Origin of the sequence: Aquabacter cavernae, assembly GCF_003993795.1 — a bacterium.
Classification (GTDB): domain Bacteria; phylum Pseudomonadota; class Alphaproteobacteria; order Rhizobiales; family Xanthobacteraceae; genus Aquabacter; species Aquabacter cavernae.
In genome coordinates, this window is the sequence record NZ_RWKV01000016.1 from 103,043 (window position 1) to 123,608 (window position 20,566).

Annotated in this window: 23 protein-coding genes; 10 read left to right on the forward strand and 13 right to left on the reverse strand. The window is 68.4% G+C overall.

Annotation, left to right across the window (positions count from 1 at the left end; translation table 11 throughout):
- Window positions 1–70: 70 nt before the first annotated feature.
- The 7 genes from EJJ38_RS16180 to EJJ38_RS16210 form a co-directional block, all read right to left on the reverse strand.
- Complete coding sequence (locus EJJ38_RS16180; protein WP_127091185.1) at window positions 71–742, reverse strand: nitrile hydratase subunit alpha; 672 nt, start codon at window positions 740–742, stop codon at window positions 71–73.
- 17 nt (window positions 743–759) lie between these two features.
- The gene (locus tag EJJ38_RS20820; protein ID WP_127091186.1) at window positions 760–1,053 is read right to left on the reverse strand and encodes an SH3-like domain-containing protein; all 294 of its coding nucleotides are present in this window, start codon (window positions 1,051–1,053) and stop codon (window positions 760–762) included.
- The gene (locus EJJ38_RS20825; RefSeq protein WP_127091187.1) at window positions 1,043–1,363 is read right to left on the reverse strand and encodes an SH3-like domain-containing protein; all 321 of its coding nucleotides are present in this window, start codon (window positions 1,361–1,363) and stop codon (window positions 1,043–1,045) included. The genes EJJ38_RS20820 and EJJ38_RS20825 overlap by 11 nt, the downstream gene beginning before the upstream one ends.
- Before the next feature lie 105 nt (window positions 1,364–1,468).
- A complete protein-coding gene (locus EJJ38_RS16195) occupies window positions 1,469–2,065 on the reverse strand; it encodes a cupin domain-containing protein (RefSeq protein WP_127091188.1) in 597 nt (198 codons plus the stop codon).
- Entirely contained in the window at window positions 2,065–3,048 is a 984-nt protein-coding gene (locus tag EJJ38_RS16200; protein ID WP_127091189.1) for a UDP-glucuronic acid decarboxylase family protein, read from the reverse strand. Before EJJ38_RS16200 ends, EJJ38_RS16195 begins: the two co-directional genes overlap by 1 nt.
- Before the next feature lie 140 nt (window positions 3,049–3,188).
- Window positions 3,189–5,051: a TRAP transporter large permease gene (locus EJJ38_RS16205; RefSeq protein ID WP_127091190.1), complete on the reverse strand. Its 1,863-nt coding sequence runs from the start codon at window positions 5,049–5,051 to the stop codon at window positions 3,189–3,191.
- A gap of 70 nt (window positions 5,052–5,121) precedes the next feature.
- The gene (locus EJJ38_RS16210; protein WP_127091191.1) at window positions 5,122–6,141 is read right to left on the reverse strand and encodes a TRAP transporter substrate-binding protein; all 1,020 of its coding nucleotides are present in this window, start codon (window positions 6,139–6,141) and stop codon (window positions 5,122–5,124) included.
- 175 nt (window positions 6,142–6,316) lie between these two features.
- Here EJJ38_RS16210 and EJJ38_RS16215 point away from each other — a divergent pair, with 175 nt between their 5' ends.
- The 6 genes from EJJ38_RS16215 (at window position 6,317) to EJJ38_RS16240 (ending at window position 11,269) form a co-directional block, all read left to right on the forward strand.
- Window positions 6,317–7,171 (forward strand): IclR family transcriptional regulator, encoded by an 855-nt coding sequence (locus tag EJJ38_RS16215; RefSeq protein WP_127091192.1) that lies wholly within the window; start codon window positions 6,317–6,319, stop codon window positions 7,169–7,171.
- Window positions 7,172–7,193: 22 nt separating this feature from the next.
- Window positions 7,194–8,822: an acyl-CoA synthetase gene (locus EJJ38_RS16220; RefSeq protein WP_164738545.1), complete on the forward strand. Its 1,629-nt coding sequence runs from the start codon at window positions 7,194–7,196 to the stop codon at window positions 8,820–8,822.
- Window positions 8,819–9,361 carry a PCC domain-containing protein gene (locus EJJ38_RS16225; RefSeq protein ID WP_164738546.1) on the forward strand — a complete coding sequence of 181 codons (543 nt, stop codon included), beginning with the start codon at window positions 8,819–8,821 and terminating at the stop codon, window positions 9,359–9,361. The genes EJJ38_RS16220 and EJJ38_RS16225 overlap by 4 nt, the downstream gene beginning before the upstream one ends.
- Window positions 9,358–9,735 carry a PPC domain-containing DNA-binding protein gene (locus EJJ38_RS16230; protein WP_127091195.1) on the forward strand — a complete coding sequence of 126 codons (378 nt, stop codon included), beginning with the start codon at window positions 9,358–9,360 and terminating at the stop codon, window positions 9,733–9,735. Before EJJ38_RS16225 ends, EJJ38_RS16230 begins: the two co-directional genes overlap by 4 nt.
- 31 nt (window positions 9,736–9,766) lie before the next feature.
- Window positions 9,767–10,528 carry an SDR family NAD(P)-dependent oxidoreductase gene (locus EJJ38_RS16235; protein ID WP_127091196.1) on the forward strand — a complete coding sequence of 254 codons (762 nt, stop codon included), beginning with the start codon at window positions 9,767–9,769 and terminating at the stop codon, window positions 10,526–10,528.
- Window positions 10,529–10,810: 282 nt separating this feature from the next.
- Window positions 10,811–11,269: a GNAT family N-acetyltransferase gene (locus tag EJJ38_RS16240; protein ID WP_127091197.1), complete on the forward strand. Its 459-nt coding sequence runs from the start codon at window positions 10,811–10,813 to the stop codon at window positions 11,267–11,269.
- A 160-nt stretch (window positions 11,270–11,429) separates the two neighbouring features.
- Here EJJ38_RS16240 and EJJ38_RS16245 read toward each other — a convergent pair whose 3' ends face one another.
- Window positions 11,430–13,244 (reverse strand): ABC-F family ATP-binding cassette domain-containing protein, encoded by a 1,815-nt coding sequence (locus tag EJJ38_RS16245; protein ID WP_127091198.1) that lies wholly within the window; start codon window positions 13,242–13,244, stop codon window positions 11,430–11,432.
- Between the two features lie 166 nt (window positions 13,245–13,410).
- Window positions 13,411–13,590 carry a YdcH family protein gene (locus tag EJJ38_RS16250; RefSeq protein ID WP_127091199.1) on the reverse strand — a complete coding sequence of 60 codons (180 nt, stop codon included), beginning with the start codon at window positions 13,588–13,590 and terminating at the stop codon, window positions 13,411–13,413.
- Between the two features lie 276 nt (window positions 13,591–13,866).
- Between EJJ38_RS16250 and EJJ38_RS16255 the strand changes: the two genes are divergently transcribed.
- A complete protein-coding gene (locus EJJ38_RS16255; RefSeq protein WP_127091200.1) occupies window positions 13,867–14,073 on the forward strand; it encodes a YdcH family protein in 207 nt (68 codons plus the stop codon).
- A gap of 131 nt (window positions 14,074–14,204) precedes the next feature.
- Here the strand turns inward: EJJ38_RS16255 and EJJ38_RS16260 are convergent, their stop codons facing one another.
- Window positions 14,205–14,690 (reverse strand): peroxiredoxin, encoded by a 486-nt coding sequence (locus tag EJJ38_RS16260; protein ID WP_127091201.1) that lies wholly within the window; start codon window positions 14,688–14,690, stop codon window positions 14,205–14,207.
- 267 nt (window positions 14,691–14,957) lie between these two features.
- Window positions 14,958–15,785: a protein-disulfide reductase DsbD domain-containing protein gene (locus tag EJJ38_RS16265; RefSeq protein WP_127091202.1), complete on the reverse strand. Its 828-nt coding sequence runs from the start codon at window positions 15,783–15,785 to the stop codon at window positions 14,958–14,960.
- A gap of 133 nt (window positions 15,786–15,918) precedes the next feature.
- Here EJJ38_RS16265 and EJJ38_RS16270 point away from each other — a divergent pair, with 133 nt between their 5' ends.
- Window positions 15,919–16,536 (forward strand): YqgE/AlgH family protein, encoded by a 618-nt coding sequence (locus tag EJJ38_RS16270; RefSeq protein ID WP_127091203.1) that lies wholly within the window; start codon window positions 15,919–15,921, stop codon window positions 16,534–16,536.
- Window positions 16,537–16,547: 11 nt separating this feature from the next.
- Here EJJ38_RS16270 and EJJ38_RS16275 read toward each other — a convergent pair whose 3' ends face one another.
- The gene (locus EJJ38_RS16275; RefSeq protein WP_127091204.1) at window positions 16,548–18,362 is read right to left on the reverse strand and encodes an ABC transporter transmembrane domain-containing protein; all 1,815 of its coding nucleotides are present in this window, start codon (window positions 18,360–18,362) and stop codon (window positions 16,548–16,550) included.
- Between the two features lie 99 nt (window positions 18,363–18,461).
- Between EJJ38_RS16275 and rpmE the strand changes: the two genes are divergently transcribed.
- Complete coding sequence (gene rpmE / locus EJJ38_RS16280) at window positions 18,462–18,686, forward strand: 50S ribosomal protein L31 (RefSeq protein ID WP_127091205.1); 225 nt, start codon at window positions 18,462–18,464, stop codon at window positions 18,684–18,686.
- Between the two features lie 439 nt (window positions 18,687–19,125).
- Here the strand turns inward: rpmE and EJJ38_RS16285 are convergent, their stop codons facing one another.
- Complete coding sequence (locus EJJ38_RS16285) at window positions 19,126–19,314, reverse strand: DUF1192 domain-containing protein (RefSeq protein WP_127091206.1); 189 nt, start codon at window positions 19,312–19,314, stop codon at window positions 19,126–19,128.
- A 135-nt stretch (window positions 19,315–19,449) separates the two neighbouring features.
- Between EJJ38_RS16285 and EJJ38_RS16290 the strand changes: the two genes are divergently transcribed.
- The gene (locus EJJ38_RS16290; protein ID WP_127091207.1) at window positions 19,450–20,451 is read left to right on the forward strand and encodes an NAD(P)H-quinone oxidoreductase; all 1,002 of its coding nucleotides are present in this window, start codon (window positions 19,450–19,452) and stop codon (window positions 20,449–20,451) included.
- Window positions 20,452–20,566: the final 115 nt, after the last annotated feature.

Below are 20,566 nucleotides of genomic sequence, written 5' to 3' on the forward strand. Positions count from 1 at the left end.
CTTCAACAGGGCATGAGGGGAAAGCCGGCGGGCGGCCGGACATCGCAGGGCTGGAAACGCGAAAGGCGGATCAGGCGGGCCGGTCCACCAAGGCGGCTCCCACCAGCGCATCGCGGGGAATGAGCGCCGCCAGCGCCTCTTCGCTGAGCCCCTCCGTGCCTTCGGGACGAAGCGGCATGATCATGTAGCGAAGGTCCGCATTGCTGTCGTGAACGCGCACCTCCACATCGCCCGGAAAGGCGAGGCCGAACTCGCCCAGCACCTTGCGCGGCTCGCGCACCGCGCGGGAGCGATAGGCCTTGCTCACATACCAGGCGGGCGGCTCGCCCAGCAGCGAGCGCGGATAGCAAGAGCACAGGGTGCAGACCACCAGATTGTGGGTCTGCGGCGTGTTCTCGATCACCGTCAGCTTCGCCTCGGTGACGGCGATGTCCAGCTCGCGGGCGGCGGACTTGGCGTCGGCCATCATGCGCGCCTTGAAGGCGGGATCCACCCAGGCGCGGGCCACCATGCGCGCGCCCTGGTGGGGCGAGGCAAGGTCGTTCACCGCGAGGCGGCGCATGATCTCGTCGCCGGTGAGGATGCCCTGCTTGATCAGCATGCCCCGCATGGCGAGGTAGCGCGCCTCCGAATAGGTCAGCTCCAGGTCGTCATCCTCGCGGGTGGGATGGGGGCCGTGCGGATGGTCGTGGTCATGATCGTGGGCATCGTCGTGGTCGTGATCATGGTCGTGCGCGGTCATGTGGAGGGCTCCCTCGCTCAGGCCGGCTGTAGCCAGTGATGGTAGATTTCGATGACGAGTTGGTCCTGCGGGCGGCCCTCATAGTCCGGCCACAGGTCGGCCTGCGCGAAGCGCACGCGATAGAGCGGAATGCGTGCGCCGCCGACACGCCCATAGGCGCGCTCCTCGGGATTCTCGAAGTCGCCGCACACCTGGTCGATCACGCCCACCTTGCCGCGCACATAAAGCGGGGTGCGCACATGGCCGGGCTTGCCGAGGTCGAGAATGCGCACCTGCGCGCCCAGCGCGTGGCGCGGCGCGTCAGGCCACATGGTCGCGGGTTCCGGCGGTGAGGATGGCGAGGGCGCGCCGCTCCAGCTCCACGCCGTCCAGGATGCCCTTCTCCACCAGCAGCGCCGCGACACCATCCACGCGCCGCCCGTAGAAACTGGCGCCGGCATAGTGATCGGGCGTCATCTGCTCCACCGCGCGGCGGAATTCATCCAGATTGACCAGGCCCTTGGCGATGAGGACGTTGAACATCGCGATCATGGCCTTCTCCCAGTAAAGCTGGGGCACCTCCTCGCGCGGAACCGGGCCGGAGGGCAGCCCGCCCACGTCGGAAATCAGGCGCTCGCTCATGGGAGACCTCCTTGCGCGGACCACCCCGAAGGCAGGGCGGCGCAAGAAGCTTTACGTATATGCAAGAGACTTTCAAGAGCGCAGGCGCACGCCGGGCGCGGAAGCTCAGAAGGAAGGGGGCGCGTTCACGATCAGGAACTCCGCCTCCACCGCGAACGGATTGCGGTAGGTGTGGGAGAGATCCGACGGAAAGCTGAAGGAATCGCCCGCCTCCAGGGGATGAACGACGCCGTCGATCACCAGTTCCAGCCGACCGCGCAGGACATAGCCGAATTCCTCGCCGGGATGCGCGATCCCCTCGCCCGTGGAGGCGCCGCAGGCGAGCCGGTTGAGATAGGCCATCATCAGCCGCCCGGACTGAGACAGCCGCTCGATCTCGGCCCCCGCGCCGGACGGGTCGCGCAATTGCACCGGCCGGCGATCCGCCGCCCGCGCCACCACGCCCTCCGGCCGTTCAGACCAGTGCAGCAGGTCCGCCACCTTCAGGTTCAGCGCCGCGCAGATGCGTTGGAGCATGCGCAGCGAGGGCTCCACCTTGTTGTTCTCGATGCGCGAGAGCAGGCCCTCCGAGCAGCCCGCCCGATCCGCCAGTTCCTTCAGCCGCAGGCCATGGGCGCGCCGCATGAGCCGCAGATGGGGCCCGATGCCGCCGCCCGCGACTGCGTCCTTCTCGGCCTCCGGCTTTTGGCCCGCTTGCGTCATCAGGCGCCCCGCCGCCCCTTCTCGGCCAGCAGGCCCTCGAAATAGGCGATGGTCTTGCGCAGGCCCTCCCGCAGGGGGACGCTGGGTGCCCAGCCGAGCTGATCGCGGGCGCGGGAGATGTCGGGCCGCCGCTGGCGCGGGTCGTCCTGCGGCAGGGGCTTGCGCACCAGCTTGGAGGACCCGCCCACAAGGTCCAGCACTTCGCCCGCCAGTTCGGCGATGGTGAATTCTTCCGGATTGCCCAGATTGACCGGTCCGGTCACATCGTCGGGCGAGGTCATGAGGGCTTCGAGGCCGGCCACCAGATCGTCCACATAGCAGAAGGAGCGGGTCTGGCTGCCGTCGCCGAAAAGGGTGATGTCCTGGCCGGTGAGGGCCTGCACCACGAAGTTGGACACCACGCGCCCGTCATTGGGGTGCATGCGCGGGCCATAGGTGTTGAAGATGCGCGCCACCTTGATCTGCAAGGCATGCTGGCGATGATAGTCGAAGAACAGCGTCTCCGCGCAGCGCTTGCCCTCGTCATAGCAGGCGCGCGGGCCGATCGTGTTCACATTGCCCCAATAGGCCTCGGTCTGGGGATGCTCCTGCGGGTCGCCATAGATCTCGGAGGTGGAGGCCTGGAGGATCGGCACCTTCAGCCGCTTGGCGAGCCCGAGCGCGTTGATGGCGCCGATGACACTGGTCTTCGTGGTCTGGACCGGGTCGAACTGGTAGTGCACCGGGGAGGCCGGGCAGGCGAGATTATAGAGGGCGTCCACCTCGATATAGAAGGGGAACGTCACGTCGTGCCGCATCAGCTCGAAGCGGGGATGGCCGAGCAGGTGCTCGATGTTGCGCCGGGTGCCCGTGTAGAAATTGTCGATGCACAACACCTCGTGCCCCTGCGCCAGCAGCAGGTCGCACAGGTGCGATCCGAGAAAGCCCGCGCCGCCGGTGACGGCGATGCGCGCGGGCAGGAGGGATTTGGCGTCGAGCTGCATGAGGCGGGTCCGTCTGTCCTGCGCCCGCGCCGGAGAAAAGCGGGCCGCCCGTCTTCACCACACTCGCCCCGGCCCGCCAAGCCGAAAAGCGATTAGGCCGAAAAGCGATCAGCCCGCTTGCCCCGGCACGCGGGACGCCCTCACAGGAAGCCGATGGACAGCCACGGCACGGCGGCGATGACGAGGAGGCCGACGAACAGCGCCACCAGATAGGGCCAGATGGCGCTGATGGCTTCGTCCGGCGAGACATTGCCGATCTTGCAGGCGAGATAGAAGCCGATGCCGATGGGCGGGGTCATGAGGCCGATATTCATGGCCGTGACGATGACCATGGAATACTGGATGTCGTTGATCCCCAGCTTGCGGGCGATGGGATACATGAGCGGCGCCATGAGCACGATGGCCGGCAGCCCTTCCAAAATGCAGCCCAGCACCAGGAAGACGATGATGGACACGACCATGAAGCCGATCCAGCCGCCCGGCAGGCCCGCCATGAAGTTCGCGAGATCCTGCGCGATGCCCGCCTGGGTGATGGCCCAGGCCATGGCCACGGCGCAGGCCAGGATCATGAGGATGGCGCCGGTGAGCGCGGCGGTCTCCACCAGCATGGAATAACAGGTGCGCAGCGAGATGCCGCCATAGAGCACGACGCCGATGAAGAAGGCATAGACCACCGCGAAGGTCGAGACCTCCGTGGCGGTCGCCATGCCGCTCGACACCGCGCTGCGGATGAGGAAGGGCAGCACCAGGGCCGGCGCGGCGATGACGGCGGTGCGCAGGATGAGCTTGCCGGAGAGGCGGGTGACGCCGGTCATGTCCTCGTCGCGCGCCTTCCAGCGGGCGAGACCCGCCAGTGCCGCCAGCAGCACCATGGCCACCACGAAGCCGGAGGTGAACAAGGCGGCGATGGACACGCCCGCCACCGACCCCAGCACGATGAGCACGATGGAAGGGGGCACCGTGTCCGCCATGGCCGCGCCCGTGGCCAGCAGCGCGATCATCTCCTTGGGCTTGTGGCCGCGCCGCTTCATCTCCGGGAACAGAGCCGGGGCGACGGTGGCCATGTCCGAGACCTTGGAGCCGGAAATGCCGGAGACCACGAACAGCGAGCCCAGCAGCACATAGGACATGCCCGCCTTCACATGGCCCAGCAGCGAGGCGAGGAAATCCACGATGGCCTTGCCCATGCCCGTGCAGTCCAGGATGCACCCCAGAAGCACGAAGACCGGCACCGAGAGCAGGATGAGGCTCGACATGCCCTCGTCCATGCGCCCGATCATCACGAAGACCGGCACATGGGTGGAGAAGGCCAGATAGCTCACCGTGCCGATGCCGAAGCAGAAGGCGATGGGCACGCCGCCCGCAAGGCACGCGGCGACAAAGCCCACCAGGAACAGCACGATGGTGATGTTGCCCGCCTTCATGAGGGTGGGCGCAGCAAGCCAGAGCACGCCCAGCACCGCGCCGATGAAGACGATGCTCAGGAGAAGGTCACGCACCGTGCCGCGTCGCACCGCCTGGGCCACCGCCAGCGCCGCCATGCCGATGATGCCCACCGGCAGCGCGGTGGCGCGATAGGAGCCGGAAATGTTCAGGGCCGGCGTGGTGATGAAGGATTCCTCCATCATGTAGTCCACCGCCGGATAGGCGAGGGACAGGAGGAAGGCGGCCACCAGCAGCAGGCCCAGCGTCTCCACGAAGGCGGCGGTGGCGGGCGGCAGAAGGCGGGTGAAGAGGTTCAGCTTCAGGTGCTCGTTGCGGTCGAGCGAGATGATCGAGCCGAGCATGGCCAGCCAGATGAAGGCGATGGACGACACCTCGTCGATCCACACCACCGGCAGCGAGAAGAAATAACGGGAAATGGCCCCCATGAGCAGGAGGCCGACCACGGTGAGCAGCAGCAGCGAGGCCACCGCTTCCACGGGACGCATGAAGCGCGACCCCTTGCGGGGCGCCTCGGTTTCGGAAACCAGGGGCAGGCTGTCGTCGGCCGTGGAAGCCATGGCGGATGTCCGTTGAAATGGGGGGAGCCGGGGCGACGCGCGCCCCGGCCCTCAAAGGCTCAGGTGAGGATCAGGACAGCTTGCCGGAATATTTTTCCAGCATGGCCCAGGCCTCATCGCCATACTTGCCCTTCCACTCGGCATAGAAGCCGGCGGAGCGCAGCTTGTCGCGGAAGCTGTCGGGCGACGTGGCGTTGAAGGCCATGCCCTTCTCGCTCAGGCTCTTCTGGAGGCTGGCATTCAGCTCGGCCACGTCGGTGCGCTCCTTCTCACCGGCGATATTGATGTTCTTCGCCACGATGGTGCGCAGGTTTTCCGGCAGCCGCTCCCAGGCGCGGCGGTTGGCCAGGAACCAGAAGCCGTCCCACATGTGGTTGGTGAGCGAGCAGTTCTTCTGCACCTCGTAGAGCTTCGCCGTGGAGATGATGGCGAGCGGGTTTTCCTGCGCGTCCACCACGCCGGTCTGCAGCGCGGTGTAGACCTCGGCGAAATTGATGGAGGCCGGGGCCGAATCGAACGCCTTGAACATGGAGGTCCAGAGCGGGGAGACCGGCACGCGGATCTTCAGGCCCTTGAAGTCGGCGGCGGTCTGGATGGGCTTGGTGGACGTGGTGGTCTGGCGGAAGCCGTTGTCCCAGATCTTGTCCATGGCCACGATGCCGAACTTGGAGATCTGGCCGCGTACATAGGCGCCGAGATCCCCGTCCATGGCCTTCCACACGGTGGCATAGTCCGGAAAGGCGAAGCCGATGCCGGAAATGGAGGCGTTCGGCACCAGCGTGGAGAGGATCAGCGGCGAGAGGGTGAAGAACTCGATGCCGCCCGAGCGCAGCTGGCTCAGCATGTCCGTGTCGCCGCCCAGCTGGCTGGAGGGGAACACCTTGATCTCCACCTTGCCGTCGGTCTCCTTCTTGATGGCCTCGGCCATCTCGTTGGCGCGCACGTTCATGGGGTGCGTGACGGGCAGGTTGTTGGCGTACTTATAGGAAAATTCCGCGGTCTGGGCGCGCGCCACATGCGGTGCGGCAATGCCGCCCACGAGCATGGTGGCGGCGCTCGCCTTCAACAGGGTGCGACGGCTCACAGACATGTTCCATATCCTCCCTTGACGGCCATTCGGCCTGCTTCCATCCCGGGTCCATATGATGGACCAATTATTGTTGCTCCCGACGGGGCACTTGTGGCCACCGCCTCAACGGAGATAGAGTTTCTGGCAGAACCGACCATGGGCTGTCTAGCTCCAATCAAACAATCAGGTCCACCAGATGGATCACGGGAGAGGAAACGGCGCCGGCGACGAGGCGGCAGCCGGAGGGACGCGGAGCATCGAGCGCGCCATCGCTCTGCTGCTGCTGGTGGGTCGCGCGGGCGCGGCCGGCGCGCGGCTGTCCGATCTCGTGGCCACCTCTTCCCTCCCCAAGCCGACGGTGCGGCGCGTTCTTCTTGCCCTTGTGCGCTCCGGCCTGCTGGACCAGGACGGGCAGACGCGCCGCTATCATATCGGCCCGGAAGCCTATGTCCTAGGCACGCTGGCGAGCGCGCGGTTCGGCATCCATGCCTTGTCGCTGGACGGGCTCGCGCGCCTCGCGCGGGAGAGCGGGGATTGCGCCTTCCTCTCCGTGCCGCGCGACGATTTCGCGGTGTGCATCCATCGCGAGGAAGGCCCCTTCCCCATCCGCACCCATGTGCTCCAGGCGGGCGACCGCCACCCGCTGGGCATCGGCGCGGGCAGCCTCGCGCTGCTCTCAGCCTTGCCCGATGACGAGGCGGAAGCGGTGCTGGCGCGAAACGCGGCCCTGGTCGCGGCCGACTACCCCGCCTATCCGCCCGAGGTGCTGCGTGCCCTGGTGGCGCAGACCCGCGCGCGCGGCTATGCGGTCAATCCCGGCCTCGTGGTGGCCGGCTCCTGGGGCGTCGGCGTCGCCGTTCCCGGGCCGGACGGGCGTCCCGTGGGCGCGCTCTCCATCGCCGCCATCGAAAGCCGCCTCACCGAAGACCGCCAGCGCCTCGTCGCCCCGCTCCTGATGCGCGAGGCGGACCGGCTTGCGGCCGCCCTCGCCGGAGCCTCCCACACATCCCAGAAACCCGCGCCCCGCGCTGTGGCCAAGGCGCGGTCATGACCCATTTGAAGGCAGGAGCCCCATGGTGATGAGTTCCAACGGGCGCATTCTGCCCTGTACCAAGCGGGTCATGAACCTGTCCCACGTTCTGCGCCAGGCGGCGCGGCGCTTCCCGGACGCCATCGGCTTCGTCCATGGGGAGAGCGAGACCACTTGGGCTGAGATCAATGCGCGGGTGGATGCCCTGGCGGCGGGGCTGCTGGCGCGCGGCATCGTGAAGGGCGATCGCGTGCTGGTGCAGTCCAAGAACTGTCTCGAAATGTTCGAGAGCATGTTCGCCTGCTTCCGCATGGGCGCCGTGTGGGTGCCCACCAATTTCCGCCAGACGCCGGACGAGGTGGCCTATCTCGCCTCCGCTTCCGGTGCGGTGGCCATGATCTGCCACGCCGATTTCCCGGAGCATGTGGACGCCGCGCGGCGCGAGGCGCCCACCATCTCCACCCTCATCGCCATCGGCACCGCGCCGTTCGGCGAAAACTATGCCGACATGGTCGCCGCGCATCTGGGCACCCGGCCGCGCGTGGCGGACGTGGAGCATGACGATCCCTGCTGGTTCTTCTTCACCTCCGGCACCACCGGCCGCCCCAAGGCCGCCGTGCTCACCCACGGCCAGATGGGCTTCGTGATCACCAACCATCTGTGCGACCTGATGCCGGGCACCACGCACGAGGACGCCTCCCTGGTGGTGGCCCCCCTCTCCCACGGGGCGGGCATCCATCAATTGGTTCAGACGGCGCGCGCGGCCAAGACCATCCTGCTCCCCTCGGAGCGCTTCGACGTGGACGAAGCCTGGCGCCTCGTCGCCAAGTGGCGGGTCACGAACCTGTTCACCGTGCCCACCATCACCAAGCTGCTGGTGGAGCATCCCAGCGTGGATGCCCACGACCATTCCAGCCTGCGCTACGTCATCTATGCGGGCGCGCCCATGTATCGGGAGGACCAGAAGCGGGCCCTCGCCAAGCTCGGCAAGGTGCTGGTGCAGTATTTCGGCCTCGGCGAGGTGACCGGCAACATCACCGTCCTGCCCCCGGCCCTGCACGACGCGGAAGACGGCCCGGACGTGAAGCTCGGCACCTGCGGCCATGAGCGCACCGGCATGCAGGTGCAGATCCAGGACGAGGCGGGCAGCGAGATGGCCCCGTTCGAGACCGGCGAGATCTGCGTGTGCGGCCTCGCGGTGTTCGCGGGCTATTACAACAACCCCGAGGCCAATGCGAAGTCGTTCCGCAACGGCTGGTTCCGCACCGGCGACCTCGGCCATATGGACGAAGAGGGCTTCGTCTACATCACCGGCCGGGCCTCGGACATGTACATTTCCGGCGGCTCCAACGTCTATCCGCGCGAGGTGGAGGAGAAGGTGCTCCAGCATCCCGCCGTGGCGGAGGTGGCCATTCTCGGCGTGCCCGATCCCATGTGGGGCGAGGTGGGGGTGGCGGTGTGCGTGGCCCGTCCCGGCATCGCCATCGACGAGGGCGACCTCCTCGCCTTCCTGGACGGGAAGGTTGCCCGCTACAAGCTGCCCAAGCGGGTGTTCGTGTTCGAGGCCCTGCCGCGCTCCGCCTATGGCAAGATCACCAAGAAGATGGTGCGCGAGGAATTGGAGGCGCGCGGCCTGCTGCCCCTCGCCGCCCCGCAGGAGCGCCGCGCGTGAGCGACGGGCTGCGCCTGCTGGTCCATCCCGGCCCGGTGACGCCGGAGCGGCGCGAAAGCCTGACGGACACCCAGAGCCGCGCGGTGCGCTTCGCGCTTCTCCCCGGCGAGAGCCTGGCGGATGGCCTCTCCCGGGGCGCCGCCGCCGTCGGGGCGCGCTGCGCCACCTTCACGCTCCAGGGTGGCAGCTTCGCGCGTCTCGAATACTGCATCGCCGCCCCCAATCCTGAGGGGCCGCAGGTGGCGCGCTATTCGGTGCCCATCCCGGCCGGTCCCGCCACCGTGCTGGGCGGAGGCGGCGCGCTGGGCATCGCGCTGGACGGCAGCGCCCTCGTCCATTGCCACGCTTTGCTGGCAGGCGCGGACGGGGCCGTGTTCGGCGGCCATCTCCTGCCCGCCATGAGCATCGCGGGGGAGGACCCGCCCGTCATCCATGCCCGCGTTTATTCCGACGTGGCGGTCCGCCAGCGGCCGGACCCGGAGACCGCCATGTCCATCTTCCACCCGTCCATCTTTCACCCTGCCCCGGTTTCCCCATGACGGATACCCGCATCGAGACCGGCCGCACGGGCCGCCTGCTCTATGGCCGCGTGCGGCCCAATGAGGATCTGGTGGGCGCCATCGAGGCCCTGTGCCGCGACCACGCCATCACCGCCGCTCTCGTGCGCGGCAGCCTCGGTAGCCTCACCGAGGCGCGGCTGGACACACGCGGCGGACGGCAGATCCTCGTGTCCGGCGCGGCGGTGGAAACGCTGACGCTTTCTGGCGAGGTGCGCGACGGGCAGGCCGCCCTGTTCGGCACCGTCTCCGACGCCGAAGGCCGCGTTTTCGGCGGGCGTTTCGCGGCGGGCGGCAATCCGGTCTGCGTCACCTTCGAGGTGGCCATCGAGGAATGGATCGCGGACCCGCTTTGACAGCGCGTCCCACGGAAAGGGAGAAACACGAGTGCCTCATAACGCAAGCGTCCTGGTGACGGGCGGTGCCTCCGGCATCGGCCTCGCGCTGGCGGAACATCTTCTGGCGGACGGCTGGCGCGTCATCGTCGCGGACATCGCGCCCCCCGCTTTGGAGGCCGCGCGCGCGCATCTCGCCGGGCATGGCGACAGCGTCCATTACCTGACCCTGGACGTGACCAGCGAGCCGCAGGTGATCGCCGCCATCGCCCAGGCGGAAGCGGATTTCGGCCCCATCAAGGGCGTGGTGAACAGCGCCGGCATCGCCCGCGACATCCCGGCTTTGGAAACCTCGGCCGAGCTGTTCCGCACCATCCTCGACATCAACCTCATCGGCACCTTCCTGGTGTGCCGCGAGGCGGCGAAAGCCATGCTGGCCAATGGCGGCGGCTCCATCGTCAACATCGCCTCCATTTCGGGCCAGCGGGGCAATCTCGGCCGCGTCGCCTATGGCTCGTCCAAGGCGGGCGTCATCCAATTGACCAAGGTGATGGCGGTGGAGCTGGCCACGTCCGGCATCCGCATCAACGCCATCGCCCCCGGCCCGGTGGAGACGCCGCTTCTGAAGGAATTGCTGACGCCCGAGACCCGCGCCGCCTGGATGCAGGTGGTCCCCATGCGCCGCGCCGGCACGCCGGAGGAAATGGCCGGCACGGTGGCCTTCCTGCTGGATGATGCGAAGTCCGGCTTCGTCACCGGCCAGACCATCGGCATTGACGGCGGCTTCGGCGCGGGCGGGCTGATCAATCGGTGATGCCGGCGGAGCGCACGGTCGCACGCAGGCCGTTCGCTCCCGCCGCTTGGGGTAAGATTTTCCCCCTCCCAACCCTCCCCCGCACCGAAGTCGGATGCTTCCGACTTCGGCACGCTATCGAACCGAACTCGGCAACAGCCGAGTTCGGGCGGGAGAGGGCTTTTATGGCCCGCGCAACGGTCGGCTCCACTTCAGTGGGAGAGAGCTTTACCCACTCCTCGCAACGCAAAGCCCCCTCTCCCGCTTGCGGGGGAGGGCTGGGGAGGGGGAAGATACGCGACCATGACCGAGCGCTTCGCCATCCTCCCCTTCGCGCCCGCGCACCTCGCGGCCATCTCCGATTTGTGGGTCGCCACCTGGGCGAAGACCATGCCGGACATCGACTTCGAGGCCCGTCGCCCCTGGTTCCACGGCCATCTCGACACGCTCCAGGCGGGCGGCGCGGAGGTTCATGTGGCGCAGGCGAACGGCGGGGAGGTTGCGGGCTTCGTCGCCATCCATCCCGGCACCGGCTATCTGGATCAGCTGGCCGTCGCCCCCGCCTTCTGGGGCAAGGGCGCGGCTGAAGCGCTCATGGACACCGCGAAAGCGCGGGCGTCGGGCGGGATCCAACTGGATGTGAACCAGGACAATCCCCGCGCCATCGCCTTCTATGAGCGGCTCGGCCTCAAGATCGTGGCCGCCGCCACCAACCCCGCCTCCGGCCGCGCCATCTGGCGCATGGCGTGGCGGCCGGGCTGAGGTTTTCGGGAAGGCCCATTGTCTCCGTCATGCCCGGACTCGATCCGGGCATCCACGCGGCAGCGCCAGGGCAAGCCCAGAGAGGTCAGCACTCTCGGCACGGCGTGGATGGCCGGGACGAGCCCGGCCATGACGCACTCAAAGGGAGGGCGCGAGCGCGCTACCCTTCCGCTTCTTCCTTCAGGATTTCCAGCCGCAGCCATTCCTCCTCGGCCGCGTCCAGGTCCGCCTGGGCCTTGGCGAGGGCGGCGGAGGTCTTTTCGAACTTGGCGGGGTTCTTCGCGTAAAGGTCCGGGTCGGCCATGAGGGCGCCGAACTTTTCGATCTCGGCCCGCAGCCCGTCCATGGTCTTGGGCAGGCTCTTGAGAGCGTGCTGTTCGTGGAATGTGAGGCGCGGCTTCTTGGACGAAGCGGCCTTGGGCGAAGGCACCGAGGCACTGGGCGATGACGGCTTGGCGGAGGCCGCGGCCGCCTTGGCCTGCACGCCATGGCCGCGCTGGGTGATGAGGTCCGAATAGCCGCCCGCATATTCCTCGAACCGCCCCTCCCCTTCCGCCGCGATCACCGAGGACACGGTACGGTCGAGGAAGTCACGGTCATGGCTCACGAGGAGCACCGTGCCGGGATAATCCGCCACCATCTCCTGCAGCAGATCGAGAGTTTCGAGGTCGAGGTCGTTGGTGGGCTCGTCCAGCACCAGTAGGTTGGAGGGCAGCGCCAGGGCGCGCGCCAGCATGAGCCGCGCCCGCTCGCCGCCCGAAAGCACGCGCAGCGGGGAATGGGCCTGGTCGGGCGTGAACAGGAAGTCCTTGAGATAGCCCATCACATGCTTGGGCTGGCCGCCCACCATGAGCGTGTCGCCGCCCCCGCCTGTGAGCGCGTTGCGCAGGCTCATCTCCGGGTCGAGGGAGGTGCGCTTCTGGTCGAGGCTGGCCACTTCCAGATTGGCGCCGATCTTCACGACGCCCCCGTCCGGGGCGAGGTCGCCGATCAGCATCTTCAGGAGCGTGGTCTTGCCCGCGCCATTGGGGCCGACAATGCCCACCCGGTCACCGCGCAGGATGCGCGTGGAAAAGGGGCGCACCACCATGGTCTCGCCGAAGCTCTTGGTGATCTCCTTCGCCTCGATCACCAGCTTGCCGGAAACGTCCCCTTCGGTGACGGTGATCTTCACCGCGCCAGGGCCGCGCCGCTCCTCGCTGCGGTCCCTGCGCATGGAATGAAGCTGGCCGAGGCGGCGGACATTGCGCTTGCGCCGGGCGGTGACGCCGTAGCGCAGCCAGTCCAGCTCCGCCACGATCTTGCGGTCCAGCTTGTGGCGCTCCTTCTCTTCCTGCTCCAGCAGGTCGTCGCGCCAGCCCTCGAAGGCGGAGAAGCCCTGGTCGATGCGCCGCGTCGCGCCCCGGTCCAGCCAGACCGTGGAGCGGGAGAGATTTTCCAGGAAGCGCCGGTCATGGCTAATGATGACGATGGCCGAGCGCAGGCTTTTCAGCTCGCTTTCCAGCCACTCGATGGCGGGAAGGTCGAGATGGTTGGTGGGCTCGTCCAGAAGCAGCACGTCCGGCTCGGGCGCGAGGACGCGCGCCAGCGCGGCGCGGCGCGACTCGCCGCCGGACAGGCGCGCGGGCTCCTCCTCGCCGGTGAGGCCGAGCTGCTCCAGCAGGTACCGGGCGCGATAGTCCTCATCGCCCGGCCCGAGGCCCGCCTCCACATAAGCGAGCGTGGTCGCGAAGCCGGAAAAGTCCGGCTCCTGCGGGAGATAGCGCACGGTGGCGCCCGGCTGCACGAAGATGCCGCCGGTATCGGGTTCACCGATGCCCGCCGCGATGCGCAGCAGCGTGGACTTGCCCGAGCCGTTCCGGCCGACGAGGCAGATGCGCTCGCCGGGCGCGACGGAAAGCTCCGCCCCGTCAAGCAGGGGCGTCGCGCCGAAGCGCAGGTGGATGTCCTGAAGCTGGATGAGCGGAGGTGCCATGGGCGCGGCTTAACGCAAGTCCGCGCGCGAGGGAACCGCCCATCCGGCCTTGGACGGCCGACCGGACATGCCGAAAAGGCTGTTCCGGGCGCAGGTCATCGAGCGCGCGGCGCTCGCCGGTCAGGCGATACCGCGCGCGGACATCCGCACGCCCCGGCCAATACGGTCAGTGAACCGTCGGCGGTACGAACAGCTTGGTGATTTGATCCTTGAGGACGAGCTTGCGTCGCTTAAGTTCCGCAAGACGAAGCGGATCGGACGCGGGGCTGGCGAGTTCCCTGGAGATTTCCGACTCAAGCGCCGCGTGTCGGCGCTTCAACTCCTGAAGGTGCGACTGGACGGACATATTCTGCGTCTCCCTGTCTGCAACGAAGTTCAGTCTGTCACGGAGCCGGCGAAGAGTCGACCACCTCCGGGTAGGGAATATTGCTGCAAGGCAGCAAAAATCCCCGCTCATGCGCCGCAGCGCACAAGATTTATCTAATTGGGAAATCAAGCAAATTTAAGAGAGGTGGGTTCCCCGCGGCTTTTCCCGGACGGGTGCGCCCTTGCGGCGCTTGCAGGTGGCGGGCGCCGTGCCATATTCGGGACGGGGCCCGCTCCGGGCGTTGCGGAACAGTCCATGACCAGTGATGAGGAACGCGAGTTGCGGTCGCTTCTGGAGCGGCTGCGTCAGGAGCATCGGGATCTGGACGCCGCCATCACGGCGCTCGCCGCGGTCAACGGGTCCGACATCCTTCAGCTCCAGCGCCTGAAGAAGCGCAAGCTCCAGCTGAAGGATCGCATCGGCCATCTGGAAGACGAGCTGTTTCCCGACATCATCGCCTGAGCGCGGTGCCGAGCGCAGCGCGCGGCGGATCGCGGCAAGGGAACGCGCCAGAACTCAAAAATTGAAAAGCCGCCGCGCCGGAGCGCGACGGCCAATCTCAGCGGCCCGGTCCGGAGACCCGGCGACAAGGATCAGAGCTGGCCGAGCAGGGTCTGCGCGTTGGAAACGTCCGCCTTGGAGGGCACGTCTTCCACGTTCAGCACCTTCACCACGCCGTCTTCCACCACCATGGAATAGCGCTTGGACCGGATGCCGAGGCCGGCCGCCGAGCCGTCGAAGGTGAGGTCGAGCGCGCCGGCGAACTCGGCCGCCGGGTCGCACAGGAACAGGATCTTGCCGTCCGCGCCGGACGCCTTCTCCCAGGCGCCCATGACGAAGGGATCGTTCACCGCCACCACGGCGATGGTGTCGATGCCCTTGGCCCGGATCTCGTCCGCGCGGGCGATGAAGCCCGGCAGGTGGTTCTTGTGGCAGGTGGGCGTGAAGGCGCCGGGTACCGCGAACAGCACCACGCGCTTGCCCTTGAACACCTCGTCCGAGGTCTTGGGAACCGGGCCGTCGGCCGTGCTCACGCGGAAGGTGGCGGCAGGCAGGGTGTCGCCGACAGAAATGGGCATCGTTCTCTCCGCTTGGGGCTCGCCGGCCACGCCGCGCCGGACCTGTTCCGACACCGTCCGCGACCGGCCGCTGGGATTAGGGATGGCAAGGCCCCACCCGGATCGGTGATCCGGCCGGACAGGTCCATGCCTTAATCTGGGAACGCTGAGCGATCCAGCAAACCGCGTTCAGCCGGCGCGGCACAAAGCCGCCTCCGGTGCGCAGACAATAGAGGCATTTTCTGAGGGCGGAAGAGCCGATCGGTGCCCTCGGCCCGTGGACCCTGCTCAGTCCTTCGGGAGGGTGAGAACCGTCGCGACCGCGCGCGGGCCGTCCACCAGGGTCAGGTTCAGCTGCGCGCCCTGCCAGGTGGCGCCGGAAGGCAGGCCGTCCAGGGCCAGGGTGAAGCGGGTCCGGCCGGAGCTGTCCGGGGCGCGGGAGGGCAAAGGCAGCGCCCAGGCGTCGGTGGGGCCTTCCACGAACAAGTCGGCCTTCTCGCCGGTGGTGCTGGCGATCACTTCCAGCACGGGCGGGGTCGCCTTGCTGTCCACGGAGAAGGAGGCGACGGCGGGCGCTGCCCCGCCCACGGGCGCGGGTGACGGCAGCAAGGCGCGCGCGGCGGCGAGCGCGGGATTGGGCTTCGCCCCGCCCGGCGCCACATCCAGGGACAATTGGGCCTGCGCCGGCACGCACAGGGCCTCGCACACGGCGAAGTCCAGCGTCAAATCGAGGCGGGTCGGCTTGTCGGCCGCGTCCAGTTCCACCCGCACGGGCAGGATCACGCTGCCGCCCTTGTAGCCGATGGAGAAGCCGCTCGCCCCGTCCGAGAAACGGCGCGGGGCCGGGAAGTCCACCGCAGCGGCGCGCACATTGCGCGAGCCGGACCAGTCGAACCGGGGCGGGATGCCGCTGTCGCCGGGATAGCGCCAATAGGTCTTCCAGCCCGCCGCGAGGCGGATCTCGATGCCCGCCTCCAGCGTGCCCCCGTCAATGCCGCCGGAGAGCAGGCGCACCTCGGCACCCTGCGTGCGCACGAACGGCGTCTCCCCCGCCTGCGCGGCGGCGGGCAGGAGGAGGCAGAGCAGAGCGAAGGCGAGGCGCGGGGCGAATGTCATGCTCTCTCGCCTACCGCGTCACGGGCGCGAGCGCAAAGGCCGGTGGTGCACTTTCCCGTGACGCACGGGAAGCACGGGCCTTGGCACCGTCAAGGCCGTTTCCAAATCACCGGCATCGGGTTACGATTCCCCCATGACGGTCGATCTGAAGAGCCTTGCTCCCGGCGGTGCGCCCGAATTTCTCGACGGGAAGATGCTGATCGCCATGCCCTCCATGGAGGACGAGCGCTTCTCCCGCACGGTCATTTATCTGTGTGCCCATTCCGAGGAAGGGGCCATGGGGATCGTGGTGAACCAGGCCGCCACCCACATCAAGTTCGCCGACCTGCTGGTGCAGCTGGACGTGGTTCCGGCCACCCGGCGCATCCTGCTGCCCAAGACGGCGGACGCGGTGAAGGTGCTGCGCGGCGGCCCGGTGGAAACCGGGCGCGGCTTCGTGCTGCATTCGGCGGATTATTTCGTGGAGAATTCCACCCTCGCCATCGATGACGGCATCTGCCTCACCGCCACCCTGGACATTCTCAAGGCCATTGCGGGCGGCGGCGGCCCCGCCAATGCGGTGCTGGCGCTGGGCTATGCGGGCTGGGCGCCGGGGCAGCTGGAAACCGAGATCCAGGCCAATGGCTGGCTGCATTGCCCGGCCGATCCCGAGCTGGTGTTCGGCGACGGGATCGAGGGCAAATATGACCTGGCGCTGCGGCGCCTCGGCATCGTGCCCGGCATGCTCTCCATGGATGCCGGCCACGCCTGAGCGAAGGTGCCTTACGCCGCCACGTTGAACTGGAGCGCGGCAAGGCGGGCATAGAGGCCGCCCTTCGCCACCAATTGCCCGTGGGTGCCCTCATCCACGAGGCGCCCGCCTTCCATCACCAGGATCCGGTCGGCGGAAAGCACGGTGGAGAGCCGGTGGGCGATGACCAGCGTGGTGCGCCCGCGCATGGAATGCTCCAGCGCCGTCTGCACCAGGGTCTCGCTTTCCGCATCCAAGGCGGACGTGGCCTCGTCCAGCAGCAGGATGGGAGAGGCCCGCAGGATGGCGCGGGCGATGACGATGCGCTGGCGCTGTCCGCCGGACAGCGTCACGCCCCGCTCGCCCACCTGGGTGTCCCAGCCCTCAGGCAGGCGGGCCACGAACTCGTCCACCAGCGCCGCGCGGCCCGCCGCCTCCACCTCGGCGTCCGAGGCCTCGGGCCGGGCGAGGCGAATGTTTCCGCGCACCGTGTCGGCGAAGATGGCCACTTCCTGCGGCACCAAAGCGATCTGGCGACGCACCGCCTCCGGATCGCAGCGGGCGATGTCCACCCCGTCCAGCAGGATGCGGCCGGCCTGCGGGTCGTAGAAGCGCTCCAGCAACTGGAACACCGTGCTCTTGCCCGCCCCCGAGGGGCCGACCAGCGCCACGCGCTCGCCCGGGCGCACGGTGAAGCTGACGCCGTCCAGCGCCCGCTGTCCGGGCCGCGTGGGATAGGAGAAGGCGACGCCCTCGAAGGCGACGGCGCCGGACACGGGAGCCGGCAGGGCCGCGGGCTGTGCCGGCGCGCGCACCTGCGGCTCGGTCTTCAGGAGTTCTCCGATGCGCTCGGCCGCCCCCGTGGCGGCGGACACCTCGCCCCAGGTCTGGGAGAGCTCCCCGAGACTGGAGGCGGCGAGCACCGCGAACAGCACGAACTGGCTGAGGTCACCCGCCGACATGGTGCCCGAGAGCACCGCCTGGGCACCCACCCAGAGCACGGCGACGATGGAGGCGAACACCAGGAAGATGCCGATGCCGGTGAGCAGCGCCCGCGCGCTCGTGGCGGTGCGGGCCGCCTCGAAGGCGCGCTCGGCCTCGCCCGCGAAATGGTCACGCGCCACGCCTTCCGCGCTGGACGCCTGCACCGCGCGGATGGCGCCCACCACCTCGGCGGCATAGGCGGAGGCGTCGGCCAGCCGATCCTGCGCGAGGCGGGTGCGCCCGCGCACCTTGCGGCCGAACGCCACCAGCGGCAGCACGATGAAGGGGATGGCCGCGAGCACGAGGCCAGACAGGCGCGGGCTCGTCACCACCATCATGGCCACGGCGCCGATGAACAGCGCCATGTTGCGCAGCGCGATGGAGGCGGAGGTGGCGAGCGCCACCTTGATATGGGTGGTGTCGGCGGTGAGGCGCGAGGTCAGCTCGCCCACGCGCGCCTGATCGTAGAAGGCGCCGTCCAGCCGCACCAGGCGGGCGAACACCGCCGCGCGCAGGTCCGCCACCACCCGCTCACCGAGGGTCGTCACCAGATAGAAGCGCGTGGCGGACGCCGCCGCGAGCACCGCCACCACGATGGCCAGCACGCCGAAATAGCGGTCGATCATGCCCACATGGTCGGTGGCGAAGCCGTAATCGATCATGCGCCGCACGGCCACCGGCAGGCTCAGCGTGGCGAGCGCCGCCACCACCAGCGCCACCAGCGCCCCCGCCACCCGGCTGCGATAGCGCAGCGCATAGGGTATCAGAGTGAGGAGGGGGCCGAGCGAGCGCCGCTTGCGACCTTCCGCTTGGGACTTGGCGAGATCCTCGCGCGGGGTTCCTGATGTGTCGGCTTGTGTCAACGCATGCTCTCGGCTATAGACCCGCCACTTCCGTCAGGAAACGAATTCATACCGCTGCCGATCGGGCGAAAGCGCGAGGCGGCGACAAGGACTGGTCCCATGAAAAGCGACATTCATCCCGACTACCACTTCATCAAGGTGGTGATGACGGACGGCTCCGACTACACGACCCGCTCCACCTACGGCAAGGCGGGCGACTCGCTCCAGCTGGATATCGACCCCCGCACCCATCCCGCGTGGACCGGCGGCACCCAGCAGCTCCTGGACCGTGGTGGTCGCGTGTCGCGCTTCAAGAACAAGTTCGGCGGCCTGCTGAAGGGCTGAAGCCCGACGCGGCACGCCTTGTCCTGACAGGGAACCTCCCAAAGAAGAGCCGCCTTGCGGCGGCTCAGGCGAGACAGGGAGGAACGTCACGCACCGCGCGGCCATCATCTTCGGCCGCGATCCCGGAGCGAAAGGCGCCCGCAGGGACAGCGTCAGGATGACGCAAAAGGGTTAAGCGGATTTTAACGGCCGGCCGGCCGGAGAGGCGCCCGAAAGGGCGCCTGTTTGCGTTTGAGGTGGGCTGCGGCTGCGAGATAGCGCGCTTTATGCCTTTCCGCTGCGCTGACCGGCTCGCGTTTCTCTCGGCCGGCAGCCGCCCAAGGCCGTCCCCGGACTTGGCCCCCTCCCCACCCCTCCCCCGCAAGCGGGAGAGGGGTGGGGAGGGGGAAACCGCGAGTGAGGAGGAAAAGACAAGCGCCCACAAGCCCCGCCCCCCCTCTCAGAACTTGAACACCGAGGACGCCGCGTCCCGCGAGGCGCGCTTCTTGTCCAGGGTGGCCTTCAACCGCTCGATCTCGGCATGATAGAGCACGATGCGCTCCTCGATCTCCGCCTCGGACAGGCGTGAGAGGTCGGCGCCGGGCTGCAGCTCAACGGGCTTTGGCCGGGGCCGATCATCGTCCATCATGCTCGCCTCCTCAGGACCGGCATTCGCGCGGATATCCGGCATTTGCGCGCGGATCGAGCTTTGTTACACCATCTTGCATTGCCCCGCGCCGTCACGGTGTCGATTTCGCCGAACCCGCCTCACCGGAACCCGACCATGACCGCATTGCCCGAGACCATGACCGCCATCACCATTCCCGTGCCCGGCGGGCCGGAGGCCCTGGTTCCGGGCGAGCGGCCGGTGCCCCGGCCCGGTCCCGGCGAAATCCTGGTGCAGGTGGCGGCAGCGGGCGTGAACCGGCCCGACGTGGTCCAGCGGCGCGGCCTCTATCCGCCGCCGCCCGGCGCCTCCGACATTCCCGGCCTGGAGATTGCCGGCACCGTGGTGGCGCTCGGCGAGGGCGCCACGCGCTACATGATCGGCGACAGGGTCTGCGCCCTGGTGACGGGCGGCGGCTATGCCCAATACTGCCCCACTCCGGAGGCCACCGCCCTCCCCGTTCCCGAGGGCCTCGGCCTTCTGGAGGCGGCGGCCATCCCCGAGACCTTCTTCACCGTGTGGAGCAACGTGTTCGACCGCGCCCGCCTCGCCCCCGGCGAGACGCTGCTGGTGCATGGCGGCGCGGGCGGCATCGGCACCACGGCCATCCTGCTAGGCAAGGCGTTCGGCGCCCGCGTGCTCACCACGGCCGGCGGGCCGGAGAAATGCGCCGCCTGCCTGACGCTCGGTGCGGACGTGGCCATCGACTACAAGACCCAGGATTTCGTGGCCGAGGTGAAGGCCGCCACCGGCGGCAAGGGCGCGGACGTGATCCTCGACGTGATCGGCGGCTCCTATATCCAGCGCAATTTCGAGGCCGCGGCCACGGACGGGCGCATCGCCCAGATCGCCTTCCAAGACGGCTCCAAGGCGCAGGTGGACTTCATGCGCCTCATGCTGAAGCGCCTCACCCATACCGGCGCCACGCTGCGCTCGCGCCCGCTGAAGGACAAGGCCGCCATCGCCCGCGCGCTGGAAGAGAAAGTGTGGCCCTTCCTCGCCGCCGGAACGCTGCGCCCGCTCATGGACCGCACCTTCCCCCTGACAGACGCCGCCGGCGCCCATGCGCGCATGGAGGCGAGCGCCCATATGGGCAAGATCGTGCTGGAGGTGGCGTGAGCACCAGCGGGATGAAGGGAAGCGAATACCTGCACGCGGGCGGCGCCCTGCCCCGGCCCGGACAGGCGAACGCGGCCTTCGCCTTGCTCCAGCCGCAGGGGCGCTTTAGTGATGG